Source organism: Zobellia uliginosa, from assembly GCF_900156625.1.
In the GTDB taxonomy this organism is placed as follows: domain Bacteria; phylum Bacteroidota; class Bacteroidia; order Flavobacteriales; family Flavobacteriaceae; genus Zobellia; species Zobellia uliginosa.
The window spans coordinates 753,198-766,404 of record NZ_FTOB01000003.1; the positions used below are offsets into that span (position 1 = coordinate 753,198).

General features: G+C 36.3%; 14 protein-coding genes. 6 read left to right on the forward strand and 8 right to left on the reverse strand.

What is annotated here, in order from left to right:
- Window positions 1–222: 222 nt before the first annotated feature.
- The 8 genes from BW980_RS11810 to BW980_RS11845 form a co-directional block, all read right to left on the reverse strand.
- Window positions 223–1,023 (reverse strand): alpha/beta hydrolase family protein, encoded by an 801-nt coding sequence (locus BW980_RS11810; protein ID WP_076455408.1) that lies wholly within the window; start codon window positions 1,021–1,023, stop codon window positions 223–225.
- A 248-nt stretch (window positions 1,024–1,271) separates the two neighbouring features.
- A complete protein-coding gene (locus BW980_RS11815) occupies window positions 1,272–2,324 on the reverse strand; it encodes an alpha/beta hydrolase (RefSeq protein ID WP_076455409.1) in 1,053 nt (350 codons plus the stop codon).
- Window positions 2,325–2,547: 223 nt separating this feature from the next.
- Window positions 2,548–3,159 (reverse strand): hypothetical protein, encoded by a 612-nt coding sequence (locus BW980_RS11820; RefSeq protein ID WP_076455410.1) that lies wholly within the window; start codon window positions 3,157–3,159, stop codon window positions 2,548–2,550.
- 235 nt (window positions 3,160–3,394) lie between these two features.
- A complete protein-coding gene (locus BW980_RS11825) occupies window positions 3,395–4,051 on the reverse strand; it encodes a hypothetical protein (RefSeq protein ID WP_076455411.1) in 657 nt (218 codons plus the stop codon).
- A gap of 407 nt (window positions 4,052–4,458) precedes the next feature.
- Complete coding sequence (locus tag BW980_RS11830) at window positions 4,459–5,091, reverse strand: response regulator (protein WP_076455412.1); 633 nt, start codon at window positions 5,089–5,091, stop codon at window positions 4,459–4,461.
- Entirely contained in the window at window positions 5,088–7,142 is a 2,055-nt protein-coding gene (locus tag BW980_RS11835; RefSeq protein ID WP_076455413.1) for a tetratricopeptide repeat-containing sensor histidine kinase, read from the reverse strand. Before BW980_RS11835 ends, BW980_RS11830 begins: the two co-directional genes overlap by 4 nt.
- Before the next feature lie 178 nt (window positions 7,143–7,320).
- A complete protein-coding gene (locus BW980_RS11840) occupies window positions 7,321–7,893 on the reverse strand; it encodes a hypothetical protein (RefSeq protein ID WP_076455414.1) in 573 nt (190 codons plus the stop codon).
- A gap of 286 nt (window positions 7,894–8,179) precedes the next feature.
- The gene (locus BW980_RS11845; RefSeq protein ID WP_076455415.1) at window positions 8,180–8,683 is read right to left on the reverse strand and encodes a hypothetical protein; all 504 of its coding nucleotides are present in this window, start codon (window positions 8,681–8,683) and stop codon (window positions 8,180–8,182) included.
- 202 nt (window positions 8,684–8,885) lie between these two features.
- Between BW980_RS11845 and BW980_RS11850 the strand changes: the two genes are divergently transcribed.
- From BW980_RS11850 to BW980_RS11880, 6 genes are all read left to right on the forward strand, one after another.
- A complete protein-coding gene (locus BW980_RS11850) occupies window positions 8,886–9,176 on the forward strand; it encodes a hypothetical protein (RefSeq protein WP_076455416.1) in 291 nt (96 codons plus the stop codon).
- A gap of 62 nt (window positions 9,177–9,238) precedes the next feature.
- Window positions 9,239–10,033, forward strand: a complete 795-nt coding sequence (locus BW980_RS11855) for a hypothetical protein (RefSeq protein ID WP_076455417.1) — start codon at window positions 9,239–9,241, stop codon at window positions 10,031–10,033.
- Between the two features lie 361 nt (window positions 10,034–10,394).
- The gene (locus tag BW980_RS11865; RefSeq protein ID WP_076455419.1) at window positions 10,395–10,703 is read left to right on the forward strand and encodes a hypothetical protein; all 309 of its coding nucleotides are present in this window, start codon (window positions 10,395–10,397) and stop codon (window positions 10,701–10,703) included.
- Window positions 10,700–11,098: a hypothetical protein gene (locus BW980_RS11870; protein ID WP_394333497.1), complete on the forward strand. Its 399-nt coding sequence runs from the start codon at window positions 10,700–10,702 to the stop codon at window positions 11,096–11,098. Before BW980_RS11865 ends, BW980_RS11870 begins: the two co-directional genes overlap by 4 nt.
- Before the next feature lie 9 nt (window positions 11,099–11,107).
- Window positions 11,108–11,875, forward strand: a complete 768-nt coding sequence (locus BW980_RS11875) for a hypothetical protein (protein ID WP_139327665.1) — start codon at window positions 11,108–11,110, stop codon at window positions 11,873–11,875.
- Window positions 11,876–11,887: 12 nt separating this feature from the next.
- Entirely contained in the window at window positions 11,888–12,997 is a 1,110-nt protein-coding gene (locus tag BW980_RS11880; RefSeq protein ID WP_139327666.1) for a hypothetical protein, read from the forward strand.
- Window positions 12,998–13,207 lie beyond the last annotated feature (210 nt).

Below are 13,207 nucleotides of genomic sequence, written 5' to 3' on the forward strand. Positions count from 1 at the left end.
ATCACTTTATTACAGCTTTTTAAGGCTTTTTTTTGGTGATTTACTCCTGCCAACTAGCTGCGAACTTCCTTTAAAAGTCCTAAAAAGACCGATGCGGCCTCCTCTATTGGACGGTATTTTAAGGTTAAAGTTTAATCGGCCACCCCTAATTTTCAGATGGGTTTCGTTTTAAAACCGGAATGCCCATGAGAGAGGACTCCCTGACCTTCGCTATGGGTTAGGCTATTCTTTGTAAGTTACGCTTTGCCATATGAAATCAACGATAGGCGAAGGATTTTTTAAGGAATGGGGATGATGGCCTACCCCTTTTTTTTCGATGAGTTCAATTTGGCCACCTGCTTCTTTGAAGTTCTTGGCAAGCAGGGCCGTATTTTCTTCGAAAGGCACTACTACATCGGCATCTCCATAGACATGCAATACCGGAATACCTGCTTTGGCCACCTTTACACTATTGTTTATGGGGATATCATCAAAGTCTTTGATCGAATCGGCATCGAGGCCATAGGCTTCCAGACAGCGTTTCCAGGCTTGGGGACTCCCCTCTCCGCTAAACATGCCTCCTGGCCAGCTTTTGATATCGCAGACCGGGGCATCGGCGTAAATGGCGAATACCTTGTCGGTGTTTTGAGAGGCCCAATTATAGACGATCAATCCCCCTCGGCTCATTCCCTCTAAAACCACCTTTTTATGGAGTCCGTATTCCGAAGTGCAAAACGTATAGAAGTCGTTCCACAGGTCCACGGCCGTCTTGCTCCCAAATAAATCGGACACATCAACATATACCACGTGAAAGCCTTTTTCCAAAAGGGCTTTGTCTACTTGCGGTTCATGGCCCCAGAACCTTGCTCTCCAAATCCAATAACGGTTGGTGTTTCCCGTGTTGGGAAAGACTATTTTGGCCTCGTGCCCTTGAAACGAGAATTCCTTGACCTTGTATTCCGTAAAAATGGGATCTTGGCCATATGTACTTAAGGAAAGGAATAGGCTAATGAATATTAGGATCTGGCTTAGGCTGTTTTTCATCTATCTTGGTTTTGGTATATGCGCCCGTGCGGTTAAACGTCTTAGGTGCTCCGTCTGTTTCCTTCGTAGGGCTATGGGTACAAGTTAAATAAATTGTTGGGATCTTAGCCACTTGGAATTTAAAATACAGCTTATAAGGCAGGGAAGGCTATTCAAATAAAAGGCCCCGAAATGGGACCTTTATCTATGTTTTAAGATAGATTAAATGTATTAAGTGTGGCTGTCTTTACCTAGGTTTTGCCCCGCCCCTATTCACAATGGGCGCTCCTTGGGTTTTTTAATGAGGCACATTTGAACAAATATTTGGACTGCGGGTAACCTGGGGTGGGATTATCGGTTACGGCCAAGGGTTCCAATGCTTGCCCCTCGTAACTGGGCATGGTTATTTGCTCTGAGGAGCCGTTGCCCAGGGCGACTTTCTTTCCTTCTGGGTTTCCGTTAAAGCTGTAATCGATCATAGCATCTAAAAGCCTGTAAATGCCATAATAATCATAGGCATCATAGGCCGACTTCGTATTGGGCAGATTGTGTTCGGCCGAATAGGTGTAGTCGTTCAAAACACTGCTTTTGATCAAGATAAAGTCCTTTTCCGAATCGGCTATGTTGATGTTCTTGAAAATATCAATGGCCATTCTATGGTCGTTGGTTACATCATCGTCATAGACCTGTGTAATGAGTTTTGTGTTCGATGGAAAATTGTCTAGCTGGGTATCGGAGAGTTGGTAGGAAAACCATTGGGCCATGGCAAAAATAAACCTGCCGTTTTCGCCCCAGCCTTCTTCTACAAAACCTTTGTAGGCCAGGCTAAATGATGCGCCCCCGCCAAAGGAGTGTCCCATAAAACCGACTTTTTCCGTATCGATAATATCGGGATAATCGGTTGCGGCCTTTTTAAAACTTTCCCATAAGGTCTCATAGCGTTCGTCTACCGATACCCCGGTCGTAGGATAGGGAGCGAAGACCACGGCATATCCCTTTTTGGCTATAAACTCATAAAGTCCGATGTTGTATTCACTTTCCTCACCTCCGTAAGGGTGCGAATAGAAGATGGTAGGTAAAGCTTCAGTGGCTTCTTGGGGATAGAATATTTCTACATTTTTTCCTTCGTAGAGGGGACTTTCAAATGAGGTTTTTATCACGGTATAAGAGCCATCACTCCCATAGCCGTCCAAAGGTTTGGCGATGGGGCCTTGAAGTTCGTTTTCAACAGTTGGTAAGGTTGGAAGGGAATCTTCAATGGCATCTTCGGAACAAGCGGTCACGATTAATAAGGCGAATAAGGCCTGGGCAATGGCTTTCATGTACAATTTTTATAAATGATTGGATTATTGCCAACGTTTTAGCGAGGGTAATTATTATGTAGACGGATAGGAATCCCATGTCTCTGACTCCATAATAGAAAAGTGTAGGAAGTACGAAGGTAAGGGGTGAGATCCCCCGCCCTACGGCTCCTTCTTCTAAGAGGGATTTATTTTTGGCGGTTTTTTAAATGATACACTCGTGTTAGTTGGCAAGTGGGGCACATTAATCCCTAATCCTAACCAATAAGATGGCGTCTTTGTCGATTTCGTTGACCGCTTGTTCAAAGGTCTTTATTTCCGAACGCTGTTTTTCGAAAAGGTTTTCATTTAATTGATGTAAGTTGTCGGTATCGGCCTTGCGCAGGTCTTCGTCTGTAATATTCAGGTGTTTTAATTGCTCTGCGAGTTTCTTGGCGGTCGGGTAATTGATCAAAATAGGATGTTCGTCCCGTGTCCCGAATTTTTGGCGGGCCTCTTCGGTCAAACTATTCGTTATGTGTATTCCTTTTTGCTTGAGAAAATTTTGAAGGTCATCGAACATTAAAAAGGCTCGATCGTTCAATGCGCCGACCAAGCTTGTTTTCGAATTCAAGAAATCTTTATAATTATCGACAACAATTTCCTCATTAACTGTCCAAAACAATTTCTTCTTCTTTTTTGTAACCACCTTGTATTCGGCAGCTTCTACAAGCTCGTTCAGGTAGGAACTGTGAAGAAGTCTAAACTCGGCCGAAGGGTCGGCGGCTTTAGCGGGTTTGTTGGTGGCGGACTTTGGTCGGGCGTACTTTTTTGCTTCGTAGTTTTGCGCAAACTTTCCTGATGTTCTTCTAATCATAACAAAGGGCGTTTCTATCGTAAATTAGATTTATTTTCGGAAATCACCATCGCTATACCCTAGGTTTTTTCAACAGGAAAAAAGGAATTTACGAAAATCATCCCTCGAATATGATTGATGCGATAAGTAGAGGGCTCACCATGGCGGGCCATCTTCCACCTTGCCCCTCCTCCGAAATGGGTACGGGACGCTCGCTCCAGCTGAAGATGTGATTTACCTTTGCTAGCTGTGCTTGTTATTCCCGTAGTTTATTTTTAATACTTTCTGAAATGTCTTTTAATTTATATATGGGTAGTATTTCGCTTTTGTGTTCGGAGTATATATTTGAGACTTTTTCAACATCTATACAACCAATGATTTTGGCAAAATCGTATTCGCCAAGTGCCGTCTCTGCAATTCTAATGATAGAAGATTTAAAAGCATCATCATTGATAAATTTTTTATCGCTTACATAGAACATGGTTTCCAAATAAGAGCCATTTCCACCACATGGATTTTCCATGTAGGTAAAAAATACATCTTTTTCGGTAAGTACAAAATCGTCAAGTCTGTAGTTAAATTTAGAAATGTCCCGAGCTTGTATAAAGGGTATAATTTTCCAGTTTTCTATCGTATGGGCGCTATTTACCAGGGCGATTACAGCGTCAAATTCTTCTATATTCCCTTCAGCCGTTATTAATAGATCATATGGTTTTTCTCCCCCCATTCTAAACCAAATGTTTTCATTGTATACGTGCAATTTTTCCTCAAAAACGTTCATTGCTTCATCAATTTCGCTTTGATGTAGTGAATTCAAATTGGCCAAAGTATACTCGTATTTCGCTTTGTTGCTATTGAACCAATTCCAAAATTGAGATGATCTGTTGTCTATATTCATTGCATTTTTTATCATGACGGCCAAGCCTTACATACCATTGGGGGCGATATTGTTTCCCCTTAAAACGACCAAGATAATAAATCCCTAATGTTTTATATGATGCGTGATTCTAGGGAAGATATCCCTTACTCTTCGGACAAGTCCTTTCAAGGGGCGGTATGATTGCTTATAATCCCAAAGAACGAATTTGTGGAAAGGATTATTGCACCATTAAGGGCGAAATAAGACAGAGCATATATAGGTTGGTTTGCTTTGTTATGGAGGAGGGCATATAAGGCCAGGTATCCATTAGGGAGCTATGACTTATGTACCGTGTGACCAAGCAATGGATGGGTTATTGCCCACAAGGACTAAGATGGGAAATCACCTATTTGTTAGTTGGTTTCGTAGAACTTCCGTCGTGTTATGATTCTTTTATACTATCAGATCAAGCCTAGATAAATCGCATGTTTTGTGAGTCCCGCAAGGTTTTTGGCATCTAATTTTAACAATAAGTTTTTGCGATAAGTCTCAACGGTGTGTTTGCTTATAAAGAGTTTATCGGCAATTTCATTAGTAGTGTATTCTCGGGCTATCAATTTTAAAACCTGTAATTCTCTTGTACTTAAATGCGACTGCTTGGTTTCTTGTACGGTAAATAGGCTTTCTTTGTAGGCTTTGACTATGGAGTCGGAAAAATAGCTTTTACCCTCTAGGATTGTTTTTACAGCTTTTAACAGTTCGGCCTTTGAAGCATTTTTTTGTACATAGCCGTCTACTCCATTTTGTTTGAGTTGATGAAACATACTCGGATTATTGTGCATGCTTACCATAAGCATTTTGACCTGTGGAAAATCTTTTTTGATACAACGACTCAATTCGATGCCATTCATTTCTGGCATGGTTATATCTGAAATCATTAAATCGATATGGTCGGTGTGTTTTAAAAATTTTAGAACCGTTTTAGGCTTGTCGGTTTTTAGAACAATATCAATAGAATTTATATCTTCAAAAATACTCGTTAAACCGTCAATAAACATTTTGTGGTCATCAACTATGATTATCTTATGTGTCATGCAGCAGTTTTTTTTATGGGAATTATGATGTTCACAAGCATACCGTGGTTGTGCTGGGAGTCTATTGTGGTGGTGCCCCCTAGTGAGTTGACACGCTCGTTTATATTACGCAGCCCGATGCCGTTTTTGTTTTGGTCATAGACAAAACCTCTGCCATTATCTTCAAATAAGAGATTGATCATATCGGCATGCGCGTTTAATTGAATTTCAATAGATGAAGCCTCGGCGTGTTTTATGGTGTTGTTGATCAGTTCTTGGAGTATTTTGTAAAGATTTGTTTGTATGACATTGCTTACCTCATTAATTAAGGTTTCGTTGAAAAAGGAAATATCAATATTTATATGGGTAGAAGTGGCTATCTTTTTAAGGTAGTTTTTAACCAACTGAACAAACTCGTCGTTCTCAATTTTTTCTAAAAGTAAATCATGGGAAATATGACGTACCTGGTTGTAGGTCTCGTCCAGATGATGCACGATGCTTAAAAGTTTTGGTTCCTTTGAGGAAAGATGGTCTAATTGCAGTTTTATTCCTGCCAAACTTCCTCCTACGGCATCGTGCAATTCTTGGGCGATACGCTTTCTTTCCTTTTCCTGGCCTTCTATGGAAGCTCGAATGCTTTTTAATTCTTGTTCCTTTTTAAGGGTCAGGATTTGTTTGGCGTTTAATTCTTCTTGTTTTTTGGCCAGGGCCCTTTGGGTTTTTAGTTTTTGATAATATACTATGAGTAAAATGCCCAGGGGAATACTGAAAACGATAAATCCTATGAGGTAGGCATTTTTTAGTTGTTGCGATTTACTGGCTTCCGCTTCGGCAAGTTCCCTGCTTTTCTTTAATAAGATGATTTTGTTTTCGTTTTCACTTCTATCTTTTTGTAATTGAAGAATGGTGTTTTGATGTTGTGAGGCCTCAAGCTCTTTTTCTAGGTTCAAGGCCTTTAAGGCCTTTTCCTTTTGGGAAATTTCCAATTCGTTCTTTTTCTTTTGAAGTTTTAAAAATTCGATTTCCTGTTGTTTCTCTTTGGTCTCATAGGCGATTTTTAATTCTTCGAACTGCTTGTTTTTTTCGATATTGAAAACACTGTCCTTAAAGGCGTTAACTTTCTTTAGATAGATAATACTTTTTTCATAATTGCCCATGTTTTCATAAACCGAGGCATAGGTGTCGTATAAGCTTAATTGGTAGTTGACCGAAGGCTCCTTATTTAAAAAAACGGCCGCTTGATCCAAATAAGGTAAGGCCTTAAAGGCCTGTTTTGTTTTATTATAGGCAATGGCCAAATACAATAAAGACGAGGTAGTGAGAAATTGGGCGCCTATTTCTTCAGAAAGCTCGATTGTTTTTTCATAATATTCTATGGCCTTTTTATAGTTGTTCGCTTCAAAAAAAATATTGGCATAACCGATATAGATATGGCATAAAGCCATATTGTTCTTATTTTTTAGAGCTAGTTTTTCGGCTTTATCATATTGTTGTTTCGCTTGGGTGTTTCTATCGGTCTCTAAATATACCTCCCCAAGATTAATGTACTTGCCCAACTGTAAATGCTCGTTCAAATATTGATCGGTGGTTTGGTGGAAGTATTTTTCAGCTTCAAGATAATTTCTTTTTTCCATTAGTAACACACCTATTTGGTGGAGTACGGTCGCTTTACTTCTTGCCGAGTATTTTTCGGAAAAACTTAGTGCCTTTTGATAGTTTTTCATGGCAAGCAAAGATTTCCCCTTGCCTTTATAGACATCTCCCAAAACACGATAATTATTGGCGTGAAATTTAATTTTGGTTGTGTCGTCGCAGGTTTCGATCAGGGGGATGTTTTCTTCTAAAACGGCGACTGCTTTCGATAGGTTGCCCTGACTGTTTAAGGCTACACCTTTGGCATATTTGATCTGTATGAGCAGTTCCTTTTCGGGATGTAGGGCAGCCGCGGAATCAAGGGCCTTTATACCATCGTCGTAGTTTTGTTCCTTGTCGATTAGGGTAAGTCCTTTTTTAAACCAGGTTAGCGCCTCTGTAGGTTCTTGTGCCCAACAAAGTTGTACCAATAAAAGCATTAGTAGGGTTAAGCGTATATTTTTAAATGGTTGTAACAAGAAATGGGAGGGTTTTTATAACATCCTTTATATAATAAAACACCAAAATATAAAAAATGTTATTATTCATTTGAGGTATAGGCTCTTTCAGCTTTAAAGGTATGTTGGGACGAAACTTTCGTTATAGCCGGTTATTTTTTTAGGTAGGACCTTTACCGCGATTTTTACGATTATCGGAGGAGGTATCCGATTCCATATGTTCGATTAAATTTAGAATCTCCAAATTGTTTTCATGATTGAGTTTTCCGTAGAAGCGCATTTCGTCCTTTCTGTTTTCTGGTCGATATAGCAGAGTTTTGCGGTCTATTCGTTTTAATTTCGTAAAGGGAATTACCTCCTTGCTAGAAGTTGGGACAATGTTGATTATAGAATCCTCTTCCATCCATTTGATCTCAAAATAGCGGTTTGTGGCTTTGTTTTGAATGTGGCCTGTACCATTTTTGTTGAGATGCAATATCACTTGCGTTATCGCCCCTTCCATATAATTATATGTCGTGTACGTAATCTGCTTTTCCGCCGCTTGTATTTGACTTATCAGGTCATTTTCTTTTGTGTAACTTTCATGTTGTTCGGGAGAAAGACCTTCTTGCCTATGGGATGTATTTAGGTTAGTTTGACCTTGTAGAAAAGAAAATCGTTTACAGGAAGCAAGTACCGTGAAGCAGAGAACCGTGAAGCAGAGAACCGTGATATGTAAATGAAGTACTTTCAAATGTATTTTACTTTTTATAAATGCTTTATGATACCAATAGCGGAACAACCCTTATACAGAACAAAAGGGTCGGCGAAATGGTCAAATTTATATCGACCATTTCCTTTGTTTCAGTAGTGTTGGAATTGTTTCGGTCCCATATGGGATGAACGCAACAAATCGGAAAAAGCCAAGAACTACTAGTTTACTCAGGGGCTTCATTGGATTGTTTTTTTACAAAATTAGGCTGGTTTGCAAGATGGGAAATCCCTGTTTTCAGGTATTTTTTAATGTGGTTTAAAGGACTTTACTGGGGGTTTCCAATGGCCCATTGGGCTTTTTCAATCCATGAATTGTAGTCGTGTACGGACTTTTTAGGAATACTAAAGCTGGGGTTTCCTTTCGTTTTTGTAATGCCCCTACCCTGTTTATAGTTTACGATGTACCGTGTGCATTTGTAGACTGTATCCAGTTTTTTATAATTTAAGCCAGTTGGGCTCTGGGAGAAGTTTTCTTCAACCTCAATAATTTTAATGGGTACTAAGTTTTCCAAATATAAGGTGGTTTTGATACGGCCATAAGAAAGTCCCATTTCTTCCACAATTTTAACGATATCATTTTGTCGGTGCCAAACCTTTAAACCATAGCCGCCATCTAAATTTCCTTTAGATCCATTAGAAATTGTTATTGTTAATGTGGTGTCGGTTTTTATACGATTGACTTTCTTATTGATTTCCTCTAACATCACGTCTTGCCCCAAAGCGCTAATGCTCGTAAGAAGTATCAAGGCGCTAAAAATTTTATTTATCATTATTAAAATAGGCTTTCCATTAATAAAAAAACGCCCCTGTATAGGTGAGATTCGACCTGTCTATTTTCCCTAAAAGGTGTTGGTCGCAAACTTAGTTTGGGGCCGAATATAAAATATCCCTGTTTTTGGGGAATTTATCCTATAAATAAGACAGGATATTTGGCATTCATTTAAACTCGGAATTTTATTAAAAATCCAACTAATGAATACACTTTATATCATATTTGTTTCCATAGGGCTACTATACTCTTTATACAGTGCCATTATTTACAATAAACGAAGGTTGGAAGATAAAAAAACGACAAAAGAAGCCTTGGCCACCCTGGTTTACCATAGGGAATTGACAGAGGAAGAACGCAGTCTTTTAGATGAGTTACGAAAAGAAGAAGAATTTAAAAAAACACATAAGCGAATAGATGATAAAGTCTATTTGATCAAGGGAGCGTATAAAAGACACGGTATCGAAACACGCTATAATACTATGAAAAGCTAATTCCTATCATAAAATAAAACCGGTCTAGACCTATTAAATTTTTTGACTCTTAATTAAATATTATGAATATAGATAAAAGAAAGCGATTACACGACAAAAAATATAGCATAATTGGTAAACTAACTTATGAAGAGATAATTAACTATTTTATAGAAAGTGAGAATGAAGCTCTTAAATATCAATTTCAAGGTCATTTTTACCCGATGTGGCATTATGAAATTAAAGATGTGTTATCAAAGGCTTTAAAAGGTATGGAAGCCGAAAAAATGATTGATGCTTACTTTCATTTAACGAGATTAAATAAATTTATAAAAGTGAAAGAAAAAAACTACTCTTATTTATTAAAGGGTGTTGAGAAGGGCTTACATTTATTAGGGAAAGGGTATTATATAAGCGAATCAGACCCAAGTGCTTTATTTCTTCTATTTGGAGTTATGAATAGTAATGATTCAGCTAAATTATATGATACAAGCCACACCGAGTATTTGAATGCTTTTCGGTTTTATAGAAAAATTAATTCGTACATGTGTTACCATAGTTTGCGAAAAAAGTTAAAACCTGAATTATACTTAAAAGATTCACTACTCTTAAAAAGAGCGCAAAAAATGACTTCTTTTTTTAATAATTTTGATTTTAATACCGCGGGAGTATTGGTGTTATTATTAGCCGATACTTCAATGTCATCAAAACAAGCGCTTTTAAAGTATCATACTACAGATTTAGATAGAAATATTGTTTGGCTTCTTGGAAGTTTTTATAAAGATTTTAATACTACCAAAGCCAATAAACAACTTTTAAAGGACTTGTATGATCATTATCCTTCAGAATGGGTAGATGACTATGAATATCATTACTAAAAGAATGATATAGATATTCAATTATTCACCAAAAATAAAGAGACGTGTGAAAGTCAAACAATATATGGTATAATTTATAAAACGTCTGTACGCTTTTTTTTGTAATAAGAGTAAAAACATGTACTATTAATTGAACTTCAAAGAAGTTTATAATGGCATTGATATTCTCTAGCCAATAGCTTCTAGTAAACATAGATAAGTCACTTAATTCCATTTCTGGTTTAGTAAAAAAAAAAAATCCTGATATAGGGCGAATTACATTAAAATTAATAAAGAAACGAAAACTAAAACCCCTGAAAACAGGGAGTGCCCCTCTCTTTAACATTTATAAGTTTGTGCTAATAACACAAACCTACATCTAATGAAGAAACTAAACACATTAATTTATGTTGCTTTGGCAATTCACCTTGTTTTATTACTTCTTATTGGTATTGAAGGAAGTAACGATGAAGGTGCAATAAAATTTTTAGCAATATTTATTTCAATTCCTGTCTCTATAAATTGTATTGGCTTTTGTTTACTGCAATTTACCAGTAACTCTAAGTTAGGAGCCAATGTTTTTATGTACTCAAGCTACGTTTTTGTGCCAATAGGGTTAATTGGGGTAGCAGGAGCAAAAAAAATATTGGACGATATAAACAAAAAATCAATTACCAATGAAAACCTATAAGATCAAAGAAAAATTGCAAAAAAAACTCTATGGTAGCTATTATTGTTATAGGAGGCATTTTATTGATGTTTTTTATAGCTACAGGCTACATATTATTGCCTATTGTACCTTTATTTATACTATTGATTTTTTTATATTACTGGCATAGAAAAAATGATGTTCTTACTTTTGATACACACCACCTAGAATTTAAATTTACCCCACTTCAAAGTAAAAGGTTCGTAAAATATAAAACGATAATAGACCTTAAATATAACTCCAAAAAAAAAGTAGTACTTCTTATTACTGAAAAGAAAAAAGTGAAGCTTCCTGTAGGTGGCATAGAAGATCAAGATGCAGAAGAAATTATCTCCTTTTTAAAAAAACAAGTGCAGCAAAATAATATAGCCGTTTAAAAAAAATCTATGAAAAAATTATTTTTAGTATCCATTGTAATGTGCTTTTTTTTAGTGTCACAAGCACAAATCAATGAAATTGGTAAACACGACTTGGAAGAACTTACAGAAAAAATTTTTAAAAAGCATTATAAAGAAAACTATACTGCTCATCAAGTGAGAAAATCTAAAAGTCTTTTAGATAGTATCTTTCTTCATACAAACACTTCTCATAGTATAGAAATAAAAGCAGACTACACAACTAAGACACCAAGTATTAAAACGGTAGTTTCTAAAGATAGTAATGTACGGGTAGTTACGGCCTACCCAAGCAACCTACCCGAAATAAAGATTGTTCAATATTCGAAGAACAAAAAACAGTTGTTTCTTTTTTCAGATTATGTAGTACAATTAAAATTAGAAGGTGAGGTAAGAATACAAATTGATGCTATTTACAATTTAAGTGACGATACATATTTATTTAGCTGTACCCGTTTTGGGTTTTGGACCAATTCAGAAGATGTGCATGCTTTTACGGTTAATCTAATATCAGGTAGTTTTAATTCAAATACCAACATGGTTTTTTCTGAAAAATTGGAAACGTTTTACCCTCAACTTCCTCCTGAAATTGATACCAAACCTTATTTTAAAATAATCTTCAATAAAGAAGATAAGATACTTACAACCCCTATTCATAAAGATGGAGAAATAAAGGGAATACATCTATACAAATACGACAATGTAAAAAAAGAATTTACATCATTGGGCAAAGAAGAAGCTCCCTTAACGCAAAAATAATGTAAAACAGTTATGAAATCATTTTCCTTAAGCTGTCTATTTTTAGTTTTAACTCTTGTGGGATGTAAAAAGACAGTCCCTGTTGATGAGTATTCAAAATTATATAAGGAAGCAACACATAAATTTCCCAATACGGTAACTAAAAAGGAACATGCTACGGGATTGGAATTAAACATCCCTTTTCATTACAATATTGAAAATGTAACTGCTCAGTTTAAAGAAGAGTTAAGAACAAACATCACGCCTTCTGAAATTTTTAAATTAGAATCAAACCTAACAAACTTTAACGGTTTTGGTGGACGTGTTTATTTAATTGAAAACAGTCAAGCCGATGTAGTTTCAATGGATAAAATATTGAAAAAATATTCATCCCAAATAAAACATATAGTATATCAAGATGCGGAAAGTATCATTTTTTATGATCGATATATGGTCTATACAACGGTCTTTTTTCATTATATAGAAAAAGAAAGGGTTCACATTATTTTTGAAAGTACCAATGTTAGTCAGGGAAATAGTGTATATATTGACGAAAAAGGTGATTCACCATTGTTGTCACAAGCAATGTACGATTTACAGGTTGCTAAAACACTGGTAGAAGAAAGACCTAAGATAAAATTAGATACGGTATCCTGGAAAACATTTAAAAACAACCTAACAGGTAAGCAACGTCAGGCATATAAAGATGTAGCCTCACAAATAATAAAAGTTGCTGATACCATAGCTTTAAATACGGCTGATGAAAGTCCTTATGGCGAGATCCTTCCTTATGTAGGAATAATCAAGGTTCAAGACAAAAGCCCTTTGCTAACAATTTTCAATACAACAAGCTCTGAAAAAGAGATAACCCGATTACTTTCAAAAGAGATTGAAGCTATTGATCATTATACAACTAGAGAATATAAGGTGTTGTTGTTGAATAGAGATAAAAATGCCTTGGTTTTGGCTTTAGAACCCATCTATTTAACAGCACAAAGTGATTACGTTCACGTTTCTATTAATTTGTATACCAATAAGAAAGGAGAGCAATTTTTATTATATGTTTTTCCTGAAGATGAAGCCATGGCTTATTTCTATTCAAAATTTTTAGCTACAATCAAAAATACGAGTGAAGAAGTATGATCAGCACTGTTTGATATAGAGTACAAAGTTACCAATGAAGTGAAATAATATAATAGCCAACTTCATTATAAAATGAATACAAAGAAAATAGACCTAAACTAATCGTCACAAAAGCTATAATTTTTTTGGGTGGATTAACAGGGTTTAGAAACGATTGTATTTGTTTTCTACGAGCTCTTGCTTTTTGAATTTGTTGTTTACGATTTTTTT

Excerpts from the sequence above, each read along its gene's own strand:
- BW980_RS11810 (WP_076455408.1), bottom strand. The coding sequence starts at position 1,023 with ATGAAAAACAGCCTAAGCCAGATCCTAATATTCATTAGCCTATTCCTT.
- BW980_RS11815 (WP_076455409.1), bottom strand. The coding sequence starts at position 2,324 with ATGAAAGCCATTGCCCAGGCCTTATTCGCCTTATTAATCGTGACCGCT.
- BW980_RS11820 (WP_076455410.1), bottom strand. The coding sequence starts at position 3,159 with ATGATTAGAAGAACATCAGGAAAGTTTGCGCAAAACTACGAAGCAAAA.
- BW980_RS11825 (WP_076455411.1), bottom strand. The coding sequence starts at position 4,051 with ATGATAAAAAATGCAATGAATATAGACAACAGATCATCTCAATTTTGG.
- BW980_RS11830 (WP_076455412.1), bottom strand. The coding sequence starts at position 5,091 with ATGACACATAAGATAATCATAGTTGATGACCACAAAATGTTTATTGAC.
- BW980_RS11835 (WP_076455413.1), bottom strand. The coding sequence starts at position 7,142 with ATGCTTTTATTGGTACAACTTTGTTGGGCACAAGAACCTACAGAGGCG.
- BW980_RS11845 (WP_076455415.1), bottom strand. The coding sequence starts at position 8,683 with ATGATAAATAAAATTTTTAGCGCCTTGATACTTCTTACGAGCATTAGC.
- BW980_RS11850 (WP_076455416.1), top strand. The coding sequence starts at position 8,886 with ATGAATACACTTTATATCATATTTGTTTCCATAGGGCTACTATACTCT.
- BW980_RS11855 (WP_076455417.1), top strand. The coding sequence starts at position 9,239 with ATGAATATAGATAAAAGAAAGCGATTACACGACAAAAAATATAGCATA.
- BW980_RS11865 (WP_076455419.1), top strand. The coding sequence starts at position 10,395 with ATGAAGAAACTAAACACATTAATTTATGTTGCTTTGGCAATTCACCTT.
- BW980_RS11875 (WP_139327665.1), top strand. The coding sequence starts at position 11,108 with ATGAAAAAATTATTTTTAGTATCCATTGTAATGTGCTTTTTTTTAGTG.
- BW980_RS11880 (WP_139327666.1), top strand. The coding sequence starts at position 11,888 with ATGAAATCATTTTCCTTAAGCTGTCTATTTTTAGTTTTAACTCTTGTG.